Genomic DNA, 18,741 nt, shown 5'->3' with positions numbered 1-18,741 from the left:
ATGGAGAGACGATGAGCCGAACCGCGACCCGTTCCGAGACAAAGGTCGACGCCGTGCGGGCCGACGGCGTCCACCCCGCCGACACACACGACCTCATCCGCGTCCACGGCGCACGGGAGAACAACCTCAAGGACGTCAACGTCGATCTGCCCAAGCGTCGGCTGACCGTGTTCACCGGTGTGTCGGGTTCCGGGAAGAGCTCGCTGGTCTTCAGCACCATCGCCGCGGAGTCGCAACGCCTCATCAACGAGACGTACAGCGCGTTCGTCCAGGGCTTCATGCCGTCGATGGCGCGGCCGGACGTCGACATCCTGGAAGGTCTGACGACCGCGATCATCGTCGACCAGGAACGCATGGGAGCCAACGTCCGGTCGACGGTGGGTACGGCCACCGACGCCAACGCGATGCTGCGTATCCTGTTCAGTCGCTTGGGAACTCCGCACATCGGTTCACCGCAGGCCTTCTCGTTCAATGTCGCCTCGATCAGTGGGGCGGGTGCGGTGACGATCGAGAAGGGCGGCCAGAAGGTCAAGGAGCGGCGGAGTTTCTCCATCACCGGCGGCATGTGCCCGCGATGCGAGGGGCGCGGGGACGTCTCGGACTTCGACCTCACCGCGCTCTACGACTCGTCGAAGTCGATCAACGAGGGCGCGCTGACCATTCCCGGCTACTCGATGGACGGCTGGTACGGCCGGATCTACCGCGGTTGCGGCTTCTTCGACCCGGACAAGCCGATCGCGAAGTACACCAAGAAGCAACTCAACGACCTGCTCTACAAGGAGCCCACGAAGATCAAGGTCGAGGGCATCAACGTCACCTTCGAGGGTCTGATCCCGAAGATCCAGAAGTCGATGCTGAGCAAGGACCGGGAGGCGATGCAGCCGCACATCCGCGCCTTCGTCGACCGCGCGATCACCTTCGCAAAATGCCCGGACTGTGAGGGCACCCGCCTCACGGCCGAGACCCGGTCGTCGAAGATCAAGGGCATCAGCATTGCCGACGCCTGCGCGATGCAGATCAGTGATCTCGCCCAGTGGGTCGCCGAACTCGACGACCCATCGGTGGCGCCGCTGATCGCCGCGCTGCGCGATCATCTCGACGCGTTCGTCGACATCGGTCTGGGCTACCTGTCGCTGGAACGTCCGGCCGGCACACTCTCCGGTGGCGAGGCCCAGCGCACCAAGCTGATCCGTCATCTGGGTTCGTCGCTGACCGACGTGACCTATGTGTTCGACGAGCCGTCGATCGGCCTGCACCCGCACGACATCACCCGGATGAACGATCTGCTCCGTGCGTTGCGGGACAAGGGCAACACCGTGCTCGTCGTCGAGCACAAGCCGGAGGTGATCGCGATCGCCGACCGCGTGGTCGACATCGGCCCGGGCGCGGGCACCGACGGCGGCGATATCGTCTTCGAGGGCACCGTCGACGAACTGCGTGTCGCCGACACACTCACCGGACGCCACCTCGAGGATCGGGCCGCCGTCAAGGACGAGGTCCGCACGCCCAGTGGACATCTCGAGGTCCGCGGGGCCGACGCGAACAACCTGCGCGACGTCGATGTCGACATCCCCCTCGGCGTGCTCGTCGTGCTGACCGGGGTCGCCGGCTCCGGCAAGAGCTCGCTGATCAACTCGACGGTGGCGAAGGAAGACGGGGTCGTCTCCATCGACCAGAGCGCGATCAAGGGGTCGAGGCGCTCCAACCCGGCGACCTACACCGGGCTGCTCGAACCGATACGCAAGGCGTTCGCCAAGGCCAACGGCGTCAAACCGGCGCTGTTCAGCGCCAACTCCGAGGGTGCCTGCCCCAACTGCAACGGTGCTGGTGTCGTCTACTCGGACCTCGCGATGATGGCCGGCGTCGCCGCGCCCTGCGAGGTGTGCGAGGGCAAGCGATTCCAGGCCGAGGTGCTCGACTACACCTTCGGCGGCCGCAACATCAGCGAAGTGCTCGAGATGTCGGTGGCCCAGGCCGAGGGCTTCTTCGCCGACGGCGACGCCAAACTCCCGGCAGCGCACAAGATCCTGCATCGGATGGTCGACGTCGGCCTCGGCTACATCAAGGTCGGCCAGCCGCTGACCACGCTGTCCGGTGGCGAACGCCAGCGACTGAAGCTGGCGAGCCACATGGGGGAGAAGGGCGACGTCTACATCCTCGACGAGCCGACCACCGGCCTCCACCTCGCCGACGTCGAACAACTCCTCGGGCTGCTCGACCGTCTCGTCGACTCCGGGAAGTCGGTGATCGTCATCGAGCATCATCAGGCCGTCATGGCGCACGCCGACTGGATCATCGACCTGGGCCCGGGCGCCGGCCACGACGGCGGTCAGATCGTCTTCGAGGGCACACCGGCCGACATCGTCGCCGACCGATCCACACTCACCGGCGAGCACCTGGCCGAGTACGTGGGCGCCTGACCGGAGGTAGCCGCGGAATCGCACTCCGGGGTGGTGAACCTCAGGCCAGGGTCCACTGCTCCCTGGGGTGCGAGGAGCGCTGGCCGGCCCCTCTGCTCCCTGAGGAGCGTCCGGAGCTTGCGGAGGGCGCGTCACCCCTCTGATCCCTGAGGAGCGTCCGGAGCTTGCGGAGGGCGCGTCACGAAGGGTCTGGCGACCGAGGTTGCGAAACCCTTCGTGACGCTCGCAAGCTCGCTCCTCAGGGACCAGAGTTGGACGCGCAAGCCGGCCCCACTGCCCCCTGAGGTGCGAGGAGCGCAAGCCGGCCCACTGCCCCCTGAGGTGCGAGGAGCGATAGCCGCCGGGCCGAGCAAGCGACGAAGGAGCGCGTCGAGGTCGACGAGCCACGAAGGGCGGCAACAGTTTTCCGCCCATACACCCGCGGGCTCAGTCAGATCCCACTATGGAGTTGTCAAGGTACAGATGCGGTCCCGGGAAGCCCGGGTGCAGAAGTGCTACGCGTGAGACTGTGCTCAGGTCACGCGGCGTCGTCGAGTCGCATGGTGCGTCGGTTGTAGGCCGGCAGCGGCCTGCGTTGCGGATCGATGGTGGCGGGCGGGACGAGCCAGGGGCGTCGGTCGAAGCCCATGACGACGTCCCAGCCGTGGTGGTGGACCTGGGTGTGGCATCGTTGGCAGAGCAGGCATCCGTTCTCGAGGTCGGTGGGGCCGCCGTCGGCCCAGTGGCGCACATGGTGCACCTGGGTATGTGACGGTGGTGCACCACATTTGATACAACAGCCATCTCGGACGATCACTGCTTTGCGCAGATGCGGCGGGAACAGCCGGTGGGTGTGTCCCATCTGCAGGGGTACACCTCCGTCGTCGAGGACGATCTCGGTCAGGCTCCCGTCGCACGAGATCTGTCGGGTAGTTGCCTGGCTGACGGATCCGGTCCATGGCAGTGTTGCCGGATCGACGCCGGTGGCGGGGATGGTCAGCACGAGTTGGGTCCGTGGACTGCCGACGCTGTCGATACTGGCACCCAGTGTGGCCTGGTCGAGGATCAACTCGAATGCGTCCGCGCGGCGTTGCTCAGCGGTGCGTCGGTCGTTGGCTCCGTCGGGTTCGGGCCTTGGGCAGGACCGTTCGTCGATCATCGACAGAAACTTCTCGCCGACGGTCTGGGTGAGGTCGGCGCGGATGTCGACGCGGCCGTCGTCGGTGGTGTGCGCATTGACGGTGTTCAGAGACGGATCATCCGCGGCGGGGATTCCGCTGTCGGTGGCGTCTGACAGAGTGTTCGCAAGCGCGCGTGCGCGTGCGAGGACTTGAGTTGGCGACGCACCCGACAACGCCTGGGCGAGAAGCTCGATCTCATGCCCGTTGTTGTCGTCCTCGGAAAGTGTCTCGCGGCAGCGTTTCTCGATGCAATTCATGCCGCGGATGATCGCGTCGACGATTTCCGCAGAGAGTCGTCCGTCGGCGGCGTGGCGAGCCACGGAGGGCAGCGCAGGTAGGCCGTCGACGCTTCGCATGATGCGTAGGGCTGCTGCGGGCGCATGTCCTGATTCGATCAGCATCTGCTTGGTGGTGCCACCGGCCTTCTGTGCGACGCCGAGTTCGTCGAGTTGTGCTGTGTGGGTGACGATCTGAGTATCGACGGTATTGCGGATCAACCGCAGTGTGTTCAACGCGTCGAATGTTGCTGCACCCGTGGGGTCATCGACGGGCGGGCTGGTCTCGATGAGCTGATCGAGGAGTGTGGCGAGCTCTGGCATGACCCCACTGTACGGGAACAATCGTTCGTTCTCGAGGACTATCCACAGGCTCAAATCGACGAATTTGGCGACTGTGCAGGGTATTTCGTCGACTGTGCGTCTCCCTGCGTTGACTGTGCGTTGATCGTCAACAGTGGTGAACTCCAGTCACACCAGTATTAGGAAACTCCAGTCACACCAGTATTAGGATTCGCGACCAAGAACAGCGCCTCTGCCGACAATCGGCGAATCTGTAGCGGCGGCCACCGCCTGAGAATTCATGAGGGGGACCGGATGAAGGCAACTCGCGAGAATCTGCCTCACCGGGACCTGCCGATCGACAACACCACATGTGTCACCCCCGGCGTGCCAACAGATCTCGGCCAGAGCGCTGGGTCGCCACCACCCGACGACCCCTCGCGCGATCGGACGACGTGGGCGGTGCGGTGCGGAACCAGGCCGAAACCTACCGCGATTCGCAGATTCGCAAGACGTTGTGGAACGGGTCGATGAGCTCCATGGTGGGCCCACCCGGGGCGGATCGATCGATCCCCGGTCGTATCGACGTCAGGTGGTCGCGCGAGCGTAGCTCGGCGTGCAGCGCATCGAGCCCTGTCGCGTCGATCCACACAACGCTGCCTGGAGTACCATCGCCATGGTGTTCGGAGAGGTCCAGTTCGATCTCGCCTCGGCCGACCCTCAGATACAGAGGTAGATCGTCGGCGAATCGATGCTCGAACAGCACTTCACAACCCAGGTACTCACAATAGAAGCGCCGTGCCGCCGCGACGTCGAAGATCCGTAGGACCGGGACCGCGAACAGAGGGCGGGCCGCGGTCAGTGCTGCGCTGTACGAGGTCCAGTCGGGGTACCCGGCGGTGTGGGACAGGATCTCCAGTGCTTGCGGATCAGTCGGCTCGGGAAAGCCATTCAGTGCAAGCGAGTTGCGCAACGCTTGTGCGGCTCGTCTGGCGTCCGCGACATTCGACGGCGTCATCATTCGGTCTCCTTCGGGGGCTGCCGGCCACGGCCGGCGCTCGCATCTCTGTCGACACTGTGCCTCAACCCAGACGCTTCGAAGCGCAACCGCACACCCGATTCGTTCACGCCTTGGCGAGGGATCGGCCGACCATGGAGTCTGTCTACATGAGTCTGGCAGGGTTCTCTGCAGGCAGGACTGCGCACAATGGCGTCGGCGCGGCCGCTCGCCGACCGTTGGGCATCCGCTCGGTTGTCACACCACCGTGGCACCATGTCGGTTGATGAACGACGGGCGAGGTGAGAGGGGATCGTTGCGATCCGTCTCAGGGGTAACCCCTGGGTGCATTTCACAGTTGGTTCCTGCGTCCGACGCCGGCGCGCACGCTCCACGTGCCACCCGGCGCCGCTGCACCACAGCTCTGGTCACCACACCCGTCGTTCATCACCGACCGTCGACCCGCACACAGGCGACGACGCCGTGACCGACCCGTTCCTCCACGCACACGAGGCCGCCGAAGTCGCTGCGGCGTTTTCGCGGACGTACTCGGCATGGACGTGGCCGGAGGTCGTCGACGCGCTGCGTACCGTTCTGCCTGCCGAAGCCATCACCGACGTGGCCGACCGCCTCTTCGACCTCTCACCGCACGAACCGAGACACCCCGCATCCGTGCTCCTCGAGGCATTGCTTCCGTGGACCCACCCGACGCCCGAACCGCGCCGGCCCCTCCTTCTGCACGAACCGAAATCGACGGGAACGGTGCCCGACGATCTGCCCGATCTCTACGACGTGGAGCAGTTCGCGCACTGGCTCGACTTCACCGTCCCGGAACTCGAGTGGTTCGCCGACCGTGGACAGTGGCTGCGAACGGCACGTCCTCCGTTGCGGCACTACCGAATCTGGCGGCGCGACAAACGCGACGGTGTGCGCGTCATCGAAGCCCCGAAGCCGCGGATGCGTGAAACCCAACGGCGCCTGCTCAGACGTCTGGTCGAACGCATCCCGGCACATTCGGCGGCTCGCGGGTTCGTGCCCGGGTCGTCGCCGGCCGCGTTCGCCTGGCCGCACACCGACCGGCCGGCGGTGGTGCGCGTCGACCTCCGGCACTGCTTCGAGACCATCACAGTTGAACGTGTTCGTGCGGTGTTCCGCGACGTCGGGTACCCATCGCACATCGCCCGCCTGCTGGCCGAATTGTGTACCACAGCAACCCCCGTCGACGAGCTCCGGGGAATCGACCGCACGCACGCAGCTCTACTTCGCGAACGTCATCTCCCGCAGGGCGCACCGACGTCGCCCCATCTCGCCAACCTCGTGATGCGGTCGCTGGATCGGCGGCTCGACGGCTATGCCCGCCGCAACGGTCTCCGGTACACCCGGTACGGCGACGACCTCGCGATCTCGGGCGACGCGATCGACGCCGACCGGGCGCTGTGGACGATGCTTCGCATTGTGGAAGCCGAGCGCTTCACCGTCCACCCGGACAAGGTCCGCATCATGCACCGCCATCAGCGCCAACGCCTCGCCGGACTCGTCGTCAACGACCGACCCCAGGTCGCCAGATCCGACTACGACAACTTGAGAGCGCTGCTCCACAACGCCCGCCGTCACGGTGCGTCGTCGCAGAATCGCGACGATCACCCGGACTTCCGCGCACACGTCTACGGACTCATCGCATGGATGGGGGCGACGGGGGAGACCCGTCGACGCCGGTTGCTGGACCTGGCGGCAACAGTCGACTGGGACACATGAGAGTCCGAACCATCCCGAACCTCACACGGAGTGCACTTCGGTGTGCGGTCACTGTTACCTCTGGCTTCCGGACCGCCAGTCCAGCGGCAACGCACGACCATCAGAGTCCCTCCATGGACAAGCAACTGCTCGTCGACAGTCTGGCTCTCGTCGACCTGCCCGACTCGGGTCTCACCGTCCGTTTTTACGAGGTCCTCTTCGAGCGCTATCCCACGGTCCGCGCGATGTTCGACGGTGACACCCGCGTGCAGGCACGCAGGCTGCGGAGCGCGATCGTGTCGGTCGTGGAGCATGTCGACGACGCCGAGTGGCTGAGGACGACACTCCACGCGCTGGGGCGGCGGCACGCCGGGTTCGGCGTCACCCGGCCGATGTACTGCGCGTTGGCGGAATGCATGATCGCCGCAATGAGCGAGATCGGCGGCGACGCGTGGACTCCGGCGATGACGCAGGCGTGGGACCGTGCCCTCGGCGCGATCGCGACGATCATGCTCGACGGCTACCCCGACCAGTCGGCAACTGCACCGCGCGCCCGACGTCGAAGCGCAGGGGCGGCCTGACCGGTCCCGAGAGTCGCCCGCGATACGATCCCGCTCGGAAGTGAGGGCTCGTGACTGCTGCTGGAACCATCCGACATGCGCTGGATCGCTACCTGGGAACGCCGTGGGCCCGATGGGCGACACTCGCCGCCTTCGTCCTCAGTTCGGCGGTCGCGATCGTCGTCCTGCCGAATGAACCGCCCACCCCGTATCGCATCGACTTCGACGTCTACCGCATGGGTGGCCGGGTTCTGCTCGACGGCGGCGACCTGTACGGCATGCTGCCGCAGCTCGCCGAGGGCTCCTATCTGCCGTTCACCTACCCACCGCTCGCCGCCGCACTGTTCTCTGCGTTCACCGTCGTACCGCTCGGCCTGGGCCAGGCACTGTTCACCGCGATCTCCATCGGCTGCCTGCTCGTGGTGTGCCGGATCGTCCTGTCCGGCCTCCTCGACCGGCCGGTGAAAGACCTCTGGTGGCTCGCAACGGCGGCCACGACAGTCGCCCTCTGGCTCGAACCCGTCCGCGACACCCTGAACTTCGGTCAGATCAACATCGTGCTGATGACGCTCGTCGTCGTCGACGCCCTACTGGGCCGGGGCAAATGGTGGAACGGTCTGCTCGTCGGCCTCGCCATCTCGATCAAGCTCACCCCCGCGGTCTTCCTGCTGTATTTCTTCGTCCGCCGGGACTGGCGCGCACTTGCCGTCGCCGCGGTGTCAGCGATCGGCTACGCCGCTCTCGGCCACCTGCTGACACCGAGCGACTCGACCACCTACTGGACCTCGACCCTCTTCGACACCGACCGCATCGGGAGCCCGCACTTCGCGAACAACCAGTCGATCAAGGGTGAACTCGGGCGCCTGGGCACCGAGTCCGACGCGGCGTGGTTCCTGGTCTCGCTCGTCGTCGGGTTGTTCATCGCGTGGGTGGCATGGCGCCTGCTGTCGCCGGCACCGGCGGACCCGCCGACGACGACACCGCACGACGTTGCCGCCCTCATCGCGGTCGCCTCCGCCGCGCTGTACTGCTCGCCGGTCGCCTGGGACCACAGCTGGGTCTGGGTGGTCCCGCTGCTGCTCCTGCTGACCTACCTCGCGACCCGCCCCGCCGCGGGTGCGATCTGGTGGTGGCTCCTCGGCCTGGGAGTGGTCATCTTCGCCGTCGCACCACACCAGCGCATCCCGCAGCGGTACGACGCCGAGCTGTCCTGGGCCTGGTGGCAGCACCTCGTCGGGTCGTCGTACCTGCTCTGGGCCCTCGCCGTGCTGATCGCTCTGGGCGTCTCGGCGCCGCGCGTGCTCGCTTCGCGGAGAGCGGCCGACACGCTCGCCCAACCTGCTTGAGCACCCCGTCCGCATCAGCCCCTTGAAACAAGCGCTAAAATCCGTTCCAATGGTGCATAGTGATGTAACGCACATCGGATCAACGGGGAGTGGCAGGTTCATGACGAGTCGGAAGAAGCAGATCCAGAGCGTGCTGGCGAAGGCGAGCAGCATGTACCCGAGCTCGGAACGCCCGCTGGCCGAGCCGCCCGCCGGGTCCGACCTCAAGCCGGTCATGGGTGACCCGGGGATCCCGTGGCTCGGCAACACGCTCGAAGCGCTCGTCGACCCCCTCAAGTCGGCGATGGAGCGGTTCGATCGCTACGGGCAGGTCTCGTGGTCGGGTGCGCTGGGCATGAACATGGTCACGCTCGTCGGCCCGGAAGCGATCGAGGCGGTCTGGATGAACCGCAAGAAGGCGTTCTCCAGCGAACTTGGCTGGGAGCCGATGATCGGCCCGTTCTTCCGCCGGGGTGTCATGCTGATGGACTTCGACGAGCACATGCAGCACCGCCGCATCATGCAGCAGGCCTTCAGCAAGCCCCGGCTCACCGGCTACCTCGACATCATGACCCCGCACATCGAGAAGACCCTTGCCAACTGGGAGGTGGGCAACGGCTTCAAGATGTACTCCCGCACCAAGGACCTCACGCTGTCGCTCGCGACCGAGGTCTTCATGGGCGCCCACGTCAGCGAGTCCGAGGCCCACCGCCTCGAGCACGCCTTCGAGGCGGCCGTGCGTGGCGGTCAGGCGATCGTGCGTAAGGATGTCGGCAACTGGACCTGGGCCAAGGGACTCCGAGGCCGCGAGGTGCTGCAGGAGTACTTCCGCTCCGAGATCCCGTTGCGTCGCGGCAACGACGCCGACGACCTGTTCAGCGTGCTCTGCAACGCCGAGAGCGACGAGGGCGAGACGTTCTCCGACGAGGACATCGTCAATCACATGATCTTCGTGATGATGGCCGCGCACGACACCAGCACCATCGCGCTGTCGATGATGACTTACTTCCTCGGCCGCCATCCCGAATGGCAGCAGCGCCTGCGCGAGGAGTCCCTGGCCCTCGACAAGCCGACGATCGACTACGACGACGTCGACAAACTCCCCAGCATGGAGCTCGCCTTCAAGGAGACGCTGCGGCTCAACGCCCCGGTCGGCATGCTCTTCCGGATGGCGATCGAGGACACCGAGGTCTGTGGGCACTACATCCCGAAGGGCACACTGCTCGGCATCCACCCGTGGGCGACGATGCTCCGTAAGGAGTGGTGGCCCAACCCCACCCACTTCGACCCCGAACGCTTCTCCGCCGAGCGCCGCGAGGACAAGGTCCACCGCTTCGCGTGGGCGCCCTTCGGCGGTGGCGCACACAAGTGCATCGGCCTGTATTTCGGTGGGATGGAAGTGAAGTCGATCCTGCACCAGATGCTGCTGCGCTTCGAGTGGGACGTCCCGGCCGACTACCGCCCGGAACTGACCTACGGAACCGGCCCGACCCCCGCCGACGGCCTGCCGATCAACCTGCGGCACCGCAAGATCTGACCTGGTGACCAGAAGCGCCACTTCCGACAAACGGAAGTGGCGCTTCTGTTTCAACTCTGTGACCCTCTGCTGATTGAGCCTCGTCCCTCCGCTGATTGAGCCGGCACCGAGCGCAGCGAGGAGCCGAGTCCCTCTGCTGATTGAGCCGGCACCGAGCGGAGCGAGGAGCCGAGTCGAAATCACCCGGCGACCCGAAGTCACCAAGTGATTCCGCGTGCCACCAACCCCTACGACGCCGCGAGAATGCTGATCTCGAAGACGAGGGTGTCGCCGACCTCGATGCCCGCCTGGGGATTTCCGGAAGCGTAGCCGTCGGCCGACGTCATGGCGACGCCCACCTTCGACCCGACCTTCTGATTCGCGATGGCCTTGCTGAAGCCCGGGATGACGCCATCGAGCGGGAAGTTCGCGGGGGAGCCGCTTGCGTAGGCGCTGTCGAAGGTCTCGCCGGTGCGGCCGTTGACGCCGACGTAGCAGACCGACACCGATGCGGTCTCCGGCACCACCGCGCCGTCACCTTCGACGAGCACCTTGACCTGGGTGGCATCGACGCTGAACGGGTTCTCGACGGTGATGTCCGGGGCCTCGGTCGCGGTGGACGCGACCATCTGCAGACCGCCGGTGGTGCCCTTCTCGGTCCACTGCGGGGTGGCGTCGGCGTTCGCGGGTGCGCTCGGGCAGCTCTCTGCTCCCGCTGCCGGGGTCTCGGCGCCGCCGGTCGCCGCGGTCGCAGTGGGTTCGGTTGTGCCCGAACCGGAATCGGAGTCGGAGCTGCAACCGGCGACGGCCAGGACGAGAGCGGTGCCGAGGACGAGTGTCGCGTTCTTGATGTTCACCCAGGGAACGCTACCCGAGGAGGGACCGCTCACCGAGCGTCGCGACCACCCAGCACACGTGCGGCCCGCTCGAGATCGGCCCGCACGGCTCGCGCGGCCGGCCATCGCGTCGCGGCCAGTACCAACCCACCGACCGCGGGCACCGTCAGCACCGCCTCGGCATGTACGTCGGTGCCGGCCTCGCGTTCGGCGAACGTCAATGTCAGCACCGCGTCGACCGACCGCCACCGTCCGATCTCCTGCCATGTCCGGCGAGGCTCACAGGCGGTCACCTCCATCAGCGGGGACACCCCGGGGACGACGGTGACGTCGGTCCAGCTGGTGCCGACGTCACCCGCCCGGTCACCGATGGGCCGCAGGTCGTCGACCCGACGCAGACTCGACTGCCATTCCGGACGGTTCGCCGGGTCGGCGAGGTAGTCGAAGGTGACGTCGAGCGGCGCGTCGAACGGCACCACGGTGTCGATGACGGTGACGCGGGCGGGGGAGAGCATCAGCGGATGAGCTCGGCGAGCTGCTCGACCTCGGCGACGCTGCCCGGCGACACGAGCATCATCGTCACGCCGCACGCTTCCCAGACCTTGATCTGTTCACGCACGTGGTCGAGGTCGCCGACGATCGCCGAGTCGTCGACGACGGCATCGGGGATGATCTGTGCTGCTTCGTCTTTGCGGTTGTTGCGGAAGAGTGCGGTCACCTCGTCGACGACGTCGGAGTAGCCCATCCGCCGGTAGACCTCGGCGTGGAAGTTGGTGTCCTCGCTGCCCATTCCGCCCATGTACAGCGCCAGGAACGGTTTGATCGCCGCGTAGGTGCCCTCGCGATCGTCGGTGACGACGATCTGGGCGGTCGCGCACACCTCGAAGTCCTCGCGGCTGCGTCGTGCACCCGGGCGCGCGAATCCCTCGTCGAGCCATTCGTTGTACGTGTCGGCCATCCGCGGCGTGTAGAAGAGCGGCAGCCACCCGTCGGCGATCTCGGCGGCCAGGGCGACGTTCTTCGGTCCCTCGGCACCGAGCATGACCGGGATGTCGCTGCGCAGCGGATGCGTGATCGGCTTGAGTGTCTTGCCCAATCCGGACGCACCGTCACCGTCGAACGGCAGCGGGTAGTGGGGTCCGGCGCTGCTGACCGGGGCCTCGCGGGCCCACACCTGGCGCATGATGTCGATGTACTCGCGGGTCCGGGCGAGGGGTTTGGCGAACTTCTGCCCGTACCAGCCTTCGACGACCTGCGGCCCCGAGACGCCGAGCCCGACGATGTGGCGACCGCCGGACAGGTGATCGAGGGTCAGCGCGGCCATCGCGCAGGCGGTCGGTGTACGGGCCGAGAGTTGCAGCACCGACGTCCCGAGCCGGACACGTTCGGTCGACGACCCGAGCCAGGCGAGCGGGGTGTAGGCGTCGGATCCCCAGGCCTCGGCGGTGAAGATGCTGTCGAAGCCGGAGGCCTCGGCCGCGGCGACGATCTCGGCGTGATGGGTGGGCGGTTGCGCACCCCAGTAGCCCAGTTGCAGACCGAGTTTCACTGGTTGACTCCTTCTGACTCGGCGGCGGCTTCCGCGGCGATCTGGTCGAACTGTGCGCCCATCGCCGCGGCGACGGCCTGTGCGCCCGACAGCGGGCGGACCATGACCATGAGGTCGTCGATCTTGCCGTCGTCGTCGACGTGGATGAAGTCGCAGCCGGTGATCTTCTTGCCGCCGACCACCGCTTCGAAGACGAGCGCCGAGTCGTGTCCGCCGGCGTCGTTGATCTCGCGGATGTAGCGGAAGTCCTCGAAGACCCGCAGCACGCCACGCAGGATGGCCGATGTGATCGCCTTGCCCGGGTACGGCTTGAACGCGACCGGACTGGTGAAGACCACATCGTCGGCGAGCAGCGCCCTCATCGCCTGCTCGTCACGCGCCTCGACGGCCTCTCGGAACTGCTTCATGCGTCGACCTCCCTGTCGGTGATTCTGCTTCGACGCTAATGGATGCCGGGCCGGTTGATGAAGGCAGGCGAGGGGCCAGGAGTACGAGCAACGCCGTCGCGAGCAGGGTCATGCCCACCCACCCGATCGCCGTGATCGGTTCCGCGAGCACCCCGACGGCCAGCGCGGTCGCCACGGCGGGCTCGATCAGGGTGATCGTGGTGGCGGTGCTGCTGTCGATCCGGCCGAGTCCGCGGCTGAACAGGACGTAGCCGAGGAACTGCGGCACCAGGACGAGGTAGGCGAGAACGCCCAGGGTGTCGGGGTGCTCGATCACCGCGGGTATGCCGACCGCGACGATCGGCAGCAGGAGCACTCCGCCCAGACCCATGACGGTTCCGGCCGCCGCGCCGCGCGGCACCGACCGGCTCATCAGTCGACGCATCGCCCACGACAACCCGGCATAGGTGACGCCCGCGAGTACGCCGAGCCCCACACCCAGCGCAGCGGAGTGGCTGCCGGACAGTGCATCTCCGTGCGACGACTCGCTCCGCGACACCGCCAGGGCCACACTGCCGACGATGCCGAGCAGGCAGGCGACCGACCAGCGCGTCGTCAGCCTGCGGCCGTCGGCGACCCGCTCGATCACCGCCGAGAACAGCGGCGCCGACGCCAACGACACGACGGTCCCGAGCGCGACGCCGCCGACGCGCATCGACCCGAAGAAACAGAGCGGGTAGATCATCACGCAGATGCCGCCGAGCAGCGCGACCGGCCACTGTGCGGTCACCTGGGACGGTGTCATTCGGCCCGCTCGCTCCGCTCCCGGCGCAGTCCATGCGGTTCGAATCCCGCGGGCGTTGACCGCAGCCTGCAGAAGGCCACCGCCGCACATGGCGATCGCACCGATGGTCACCGCGCTGAGTTCGGGCGCCATCGCCGCCGCGGTGCCCGATGTGCCCCACAGGATCGCGGTGAGCGCCACCGCGAGCATCCCGGCGCGTTCGGTCCGGCGGGACTCGGTCATCCGCGGGTGCCGACCGGTGACACCGGATGCGGATTCCGCGCATAGAACTCCAAGTGCCGACGGGCCGCGTCGTCCCACGTCAGCGACGCGGCCAGGGCACGGCCGGTCGTGATGCGTTCGGAGTCGGCCGTGAGCGACGCGTCGAGGGCCTCGGCGAGTTCCGCGACGGTCGAAGCGTAGGCGACGGTGTCACCGAACACCTCGCGCAGGATGGGGAGGTCTCGTGCGACGACCGGCCGCCCCGCGGCGAGTGCCTCCATCGCCGCCAGACCGAAGCCCTCTTTCACCGACGGGAACGCGAACACGCGGCAGGCCGCGACCAGTGACGGCAGGTCGTCATCGGGCACGTTCCCGAGCACGACCGGTTCGACGTCGAGTTCGGCTCGCCGACGGTCGAAGTCGGCACGGTAGTCGCGGTAGTCGAAGAGGGTCTCGCCACCCGCGAAGACGAGCTTCAGTACTGGGTGCCTCTCGCGCAGCACGGCATACGCCTCCAGGAGGTCGATACTGCCCTTGCGCGGTTCGATGCCGCCGACGGCGAGCACATAGTCGCCCAACCGATCCGACCAGCGTCGTCGAGCTTCGACGGACGTGGGGGAGTCCGACGCCGCTCCGGCGAAACGTTCATACGCAACGCCATTCGGGATCACCGTCGGAGTGAAACCCCAGCCGTGTTCGACTTCGTCGGCAACGGCACGCGACACACAAATCCGCGCATACGGGTTGACCACCGCCTTCTCGTGGCAGGCGACGAGGATCGGCGTCGTGAACTGATCGAGATGGTGGATCGTGCGGATGCACGTCCCGACGGCGTTGGCGCTGATGCAGTCCTGCGCATGAACGATGTCGAAGTCGGCCGGGTCGAAGGCGGCACGCAGGGTGTCGATGGACCGCACGATACGTTCGGTGATCGTCTCGTTCTCCCGGTCGGGGAACGGGACGAGCCGCACCCGCACAGCCGGATCCACAGCGCGGAAGAAACCCTCGTCGCCGCCGCGGGCGAGTGACCACACCGTGACGTCGGCGCCGAGCCGCGCCATCGCCTCGGCGAGGTTAAGCGTATGCACCACGCCGCCGCGGGGTTTCGTCGAATAGGTCAGGAGAGCGATGCGGAGATTCTGCGTACCGGTCACCGCTGCTCCGCCGGCATCGTCGACCGGTACGTGTCCGGCCGGAGTTCGGCGAGGTGACTCAGGACGCGCCGCGCCCGGTCGACCTCGGCGTCGACATCGACGGTCACCGTGGCCATCCCGCCTTTCGAACGAGTGGTTGCCAGGATGTCGCCACCTGGTCCGACGACCTTCGCCTGTCCGAGGAAGCGCAGTGACCCCATCACCCCGGTCTGGTTCGACGACACGACGAACACCTGATTCTCGGCAGCTCGGGCGCTGTCGTAGAGATCGAACAACCGGGACTGGCGGTCCGCTGGTAGGCGTGCGGCGCGGTCGGTGACGCTGGCCGGCCACGCGGACAGCGCCGCGATGATCCGTGCGCCGTCGAGCGCCAGCGTGCGTGCCGACTCCGGGAAGGTCTTGTCGTAGTCGATCAGCATGCCGACGCGGCCGACCGGGGTGTCGAAGGCACCGAAGGAGTCACCGGCCGCGTAGGCGAGTGCCTCGCCGGCGGGCTGATGGACCTTGCGGTGCGTGCCGAGGATGCCGTCCCCCGAGAGACAGACGGCGGTGTTGAATCGCTGCTCGCCGACCGCTTCGGTGTAGCCGATGCAGACGGTCATGTCGCCGGCGGCGGCGGCGATCGCGGCGAGTTCTGGACCGTCGGGTTGGAGAGCGGGTGGCAGCTCGGTCGGATCGGGTTCACGGAGATCGCCGAGATAGCCGCCGAGCGAGGCATCGGGGAAGACGAGAAGGTCGACGCCGTCGGTCGCGGCGGATTCGACGATGCCGACCGCCTTCGCAACACCGCGTTCCACGTCGCGTCCGAAGTGCGCGGCGAGGGCCCCGAGGGTGACCGTCCTCATGGGCGAACTGTACCGGTCGAGACCGTCGTCGACGTCGGTCGCTGGAGAGTCATGCCCACGGGGTTCATGCGGCCCCCAGCCCGGTGACCGTCGATGCCACTGCAACGGTTGTCTCGCCGTCGGGCCACCGTAATCGCACGCCGGGTTCCGCGGTCAGCCGGCCGCAGTCGGCGGTCGTCACCGGAGCAGGTGTGGGGACTGCGCGTCGGGCGCCGGCGCGATTGGTGCTGAGCATCGCGTAGCCGGGGAAGCACGTGAGCCACCCACCCATCGATGCGTCGCCGGGGCGCGGTACTGCCGTCACATCGAGTTCGGCGCCCGTTCCCGACGCTTCGGCGAGCATGCCGAGCGTTCCGACGATCCCGGCCATGCTGACGTCCTTCGCCGACGCCGGACGCACCGTCGCGAGATGCGACGCCATGGCGCAGAGTTCGTCGCTGCTGCGCGAACTCGTCGAGTCCCACTGACGATCGTGATAGCCGGGCCGCCATGAGCCGCCGAGGTCGGCGTGGAGGGTCACGGTGTCGCCGACCGCTCCGCCGCCGGCGCGGAGAGGGGTACTGGTCGTGCCCAGCGCGGTGACCGACAACGCCGACGGCACGCCGACCTGGGTGTGGCCACCAAGAACTGGCGTGCGCCACGCGGCGGCCGCGGAGGAGATCCCGCGGATGATCCGTGTCAGGTGCGACGTCGTCGGCGCCCCCACGGCGTCGAGTAAGCCGAGTGGGCGGGCACCCATCGCGCTGAGGTCGTTGATGTTGACGAGCACCGAACACCAACCGGCCCATTCGGGATCGCGTTCGATCATCGACGGGATGATGGCATCGCAGGCGGCGATCACGTCGGTGCCGGGCAGCGGAACGCCGTCGTCGCCGCGGAACCCGGCGGCTCCGAGGCCGCCGGGCATGTTCGCGAACGGCGCGAGCGCATCGGCGAGAACCGCTTTCGTCCCGTCGACCGTGCGTTGAATTCTGTCGAGTGGGTAGCGCATCTCGCGGTGCGACCGGCCTTCGATCCGCGGGCCGGGACCGTGATCCAGCCAGCCGAGCCGGGCGAACATCGGTGCGTACCGATCCTGCACTGTCGCGTCGAACCGCAGGGCACCGAGTTGTTCGACGTGTGCGCAGGCCGCTCGTACGAGTGCGGCGCCGATCCCGGCCGCCAGTCCCGGATCGGCGACAACGAGCCGCGAGCCGAACCACCATCCGATGTCGGCGTGCACCGATCCCGCCCAGGGGGTGGGGGCGATCCGCACTCCACCCGCGATCGTTCCGTCGGCCAGGGTCGCGACGAGGACGGTGGTGTGCGGGTCCTCGTCGGTGTCGTCAAGATCGGTGCGCTCGAAAAGTGCTTGCCGCTCGACGAATTCGCGGTGCCGCAGCGCGCGATACGCCGCATGTTCCCGCGGGCTGTCGGCGACGGTGATCAGGAACTCCGACCGTGGCGTCGTTCGCGGAAGCCCGGACAGGATCGACAGTTCGCCCCGTGACAACACGTCAGCCTCCGACCGTCGGCAACACGCTGCAGGCACCACAGGCCGCGCAGCCCGCACGTTGGTCCGACCCGGACATCCCGATGAAGCTCAGATGACCGGCGACCTCGCGGCTGATCTTCTCGACGATCGTCGGGTCGGGTGCGGGAGCGTTGTCGACGTCGACGGCGAGGGTCCCCGCGTGACGCCGGAACGGCACGATGAATGGGTACACACCCATGTCAGCCAGTTCCTTGGCGCCGGCGATCATCTCGTCGGTGTCCTCGCCGAGTCCGACCAGCAGATAGGTCGACACCTGGTTGCGACCGAAGACCCGGACCGCCTCGGCCCAGGCCGCGCGATACTCCGACATCGGTACCGTCGACTTGCCGGGCATCCAGCGGCGCCGCACGTCGTCGTCGAGTGATTCGACGTGGATGCCGATGGCGTCCGCACCGGCCTCGCGCAGTTCGGTCAGGACGGCGAGGTCAGCAGGTGGCTCGCACTGGACTTGGATGGGCAGTTCGGGCACCGCCGCCTTGATGGCCCGGACGCACCGGGCGAGGTGGCGGGCCCCGCGGTCGCGTCCACCGCTGGTGCCGGTGGTCATGACCATGTTCGTGACGCCGTCGAGATCGACGGCCGCACGGGCGACTTCGGCGAGCTGCTCGGGCTTCTTCACCGCAATCGTCGAGCCGGACTTCAACGACTCCTCGATCGAACAGAATCGGCACCGCTGGTCTTCGGCGTAGCGGATGCAGGTCTGTAGAACGGTCGTCGCCAGCACATTCCGGCCGTGCAAGCGGGCGATCTTCTCGTAGCTCACCCCGTCCGCGGTCTGCAGGTCGTAGAACCGGGGCCGCCCGATCGCGCTGACCTCGACACCGATGTCGACCCCGTCGTACAGCACACGATCGCCGTCGAAGACGAACGGACTCCGCGGGTTCCGCGGTATCGCGGCATGCAGCCCGTCGACCATCAGGTGTCCATCGTCGCTGGGCCCCGCTCCGCCGCTGCGCTGCAACGGCGGGTCCCCGCGAATCCCGAGCAACGCCAGGTCAACTCGTGTCGATACCGTCATGGGTACTCCTTATCCTTTGCTCCCTGAGGTGTGAGGAGCGTTAGCGACGAGCCTCGAAGGGCTCGTGAGTTACGTTGCGACGGGCCCCTGCTCCCTGAGGTGCGAGGAGCGCTAGCGACGAGCCTCGAAGGGCGCCGCCCCCCC

The 18,741-nt window shown here is 67.3% G+C and carries 16 protein-coding genes; 5 read left to right on the top strand and 11 right to left on the bottom strand.

The features are described from left to right. Positions 1-11 precede the first annotated feature (11 nt). Positions 12-2,420, top strand: a complete 2,409-nt coding sequence (locus ABIC25_RS00165) for an ATP-binding cassette domain-containing protein (protein WP_354559457.1) — start codon at positions 12-14, stop codon at positions 2,418-2,420. Positions 2,421-2,937: 517 nt separating this feature from the next. Here ABIC25_RS00165 and ABIC25_RS00160 read toward each other — a convergent pair. Together ABIC25_RS00160 and ABIC25_RS00155 are read right to left on the bottom strand one after the other, a co-directional pair. After that, entirely contained in the window at positions 2,938-4,200 is a 1,263-nt protein-coding gene (locus ABIC25_RS00160; RefSeq protein WP_354559830.1) for an HNH endonuclease, read from the bottom strand. A 424-nt stretch (positions 4,201-4,624) separates the two neighbouring features. After that, entirely contained in the window at positions 4,625-5,158 is a 534-nt protein-coding gene (locus ABIC25_RS00155; protein ID WP_354559455.1) for a glyoxalase superfamily protein, read from the bottom strand. A 459-nt stretch (positions 5,159-5,617) separates the two neighbouring features. Here ABIC25_RS00155 and ABIC25_RS00150 point away from each other — a divergent pair, with 459 nt between their 5' ends. The 4 genes from ABIC25_RS00150 (at position 5,618) to ABIC25_RS00135 (ending at position 10,290) form a co-directional block, all read left to right on the top strand. Continuing rightward, positions 5,618-6,889 (top strand): reverse transcriptase family protein, encoded by a 1,272-nt coding sequence (locus ABIC25_RS00150; RefSeq protein ID WP_354559453.1) that lies wholly within the window; start codon positions 5,618-5,620, stop codon positions 6,887-6,889. Positions 6,890-7,002: 113 nt separating this feature from the next. Further along, positions 7,003-7,449 carry a globin domain-containing protein gene (locus ABIC25_RS00145; protein WP_354559451.1) on the top strand — a complete coding sequence of 149 codons (447 nt, stop codon included), beginning with the start codon at positions 7,003-7,005 and terminating at the stop codon, positions 7,447-7,449. A gap of 50 nt (positions 7,450-7,499) precedes the next feature. Further along, entirely contained in the window at positions 7,500-8,774 is a 1,275-nt protein-coding gene (locus ABIC25_RS00140; RefSeq protein ID WP_354559450.1) for a glycosyltransferase 87 family protein, read from the top strand. Between the two features lie 100 nt (positions 8,775-8,874). Further along, positions 8,875-10,290: a cytochrome P450 gene (locus ABIC25_RS00135; protein ID WP_239398789.1), complete on the top strand. Its 1,416-nt coding sequence runs from the start codon at positions 8,875-8,877 to the stop codon at positions 10,288-10,290. Positions 10,291-10,517: 227 nt separating this feature from the next. On the opposite strand, the gene ABIC25_RS00130 is transcribed toward ABIC25_RS00135, so the two are convergent. The 9 genes from ABIC25_RS00130 to ABIC25_RS00090 form a co-directional block, all read right to left on the bottom strand. Next, positions 10,518-11,126, bottom strand: a complete 609-nt coding sequence (locus tag ABIC25_RS00130) for an FKBP-type peptidyl-prolyl cis-trans isomerase (RefSeq protein ID WP_354559448.1) — start codon at positions 11,124-11,126, stop codon at positions 10,518-10,520. A 29-nt stretch (positions 11,127-11,155) separates the two neighbouring features. Beyond that, a complete protein-coding gene (locus ABIC25_RS00125) occupies positions 11,156-11,620 on the bottom strand; it encodes an SRPBCC family protein (RefSeq protein WP_354559446.1) in 465 nt (154 codons plus the stop codon). Beyond that, positions 11,620-12,654: an LLM class F420-dependent oxidoreductase gene (locus tag ABIC25_RS00120; RefSeq protein WP_354559444.1), complete on the bottom strand. Its 1,035-nt coding sequence runs from the start codon at positions 12,652-12,654 to the stop codon at positions 11,620-11,622. Before ABIC25_RS00120 ends, ABIC25_RS00125 begins: the two co-directional genes overlap by 1 nt. Next, positions 12,651-13,061, bottom strand: a complete 411-nt coding sequence (locus tag ABIC25_RS00115) for a nuclear transport factor 2 family protein (RefSeq protein WP_248645449.1) — start codon at positions 13,059-13,061, stop codon at positions 12,651-12,653. The genes ABIC25_RS00120 and ABIC25_RS00115 overlap by 4 nt, the downstream gene beginning before the upstream one ends. Next, positions 13,027-14,067 (bottom strand): DMT family transporter, encoded by a 1,041-nt coding sequence (locus tag ABIC25_RS00110; protein WP_354559441.1) that lies wholly within the window; start codon positions 14,065-14,067, stop codon positions 13,027-13,029. The genes ABIC25_RS00115 and ABIC25_RS00110 overlap by 35 nt, the downstream gene beginning before the upstream one ends. Further along, on the bottom strand, positions 14,064-15,176 hold the full coding sequence (locus ABIC25_RS00105) for an MSMEG_0565 family glycosyltransferase (protein ID WP_354559828.1): 1,113 nt from the start codon (positions 15,174-15,176) through the stop codon (positions 14,064-14,066). The genes ABIC25_RS00110 and ABIC25_RS00105 overlap by 4 nt, the downstream gene beginning before the upstream one ends. Before the next feature lie 20 nt (positions 15,177-15,196). Then, positions 15,197-16,045 carry a carbon-nitrogen hydrolase family protein gene (locus ABIC25_RS00100; protein ID WP_354559440.1) on the bottom strand — a complete coding sequence of 283 codons (849 nt, stop codon included), beginning with the start codon at positions 16,043-16,045 and terminating at the stop codon, positions 15,197-15,199. 64 nt (positions 16,046-16,109) lie between these two features. Further along, entirely contained in the window at positions 16,110-17,540 is a 1,431-nt protein-coding gene (locus tag ABIC25_RS00095; protein WP_354559438.1) for an MSMEG_0567/sll0787 family protein, read from the bottom strand. A 1-nt stretch (position 17,541) separates the two neighbouring features. Further along, on the bottom strand, positions 17,542-18,597 hold the full coding sequence (locus ABIC25_RS00090) for an MSMEG_0568 family radical SAM protein (protein WP_354559436.1): 1,056 nt from the start codon (positions 18,595-18,597) through the stop codon (positions 17,542-17,544). Between the last annotated feature and the right edge of the window lie 144 nt (positions 18,598-18,741).

It is taken from the genome of Gordonia sp. PvP123, assembly GCF_040547295.1.
Lineage (GTDB): Bacteria > Actinomycetota > Actinomycetes > Mycobacteriales > Mycobacteriaceae > Gordonia > Gordonia terrae.
This window is presented reverse-complemented; position numbering and strand designations above follow the sequence as displayed.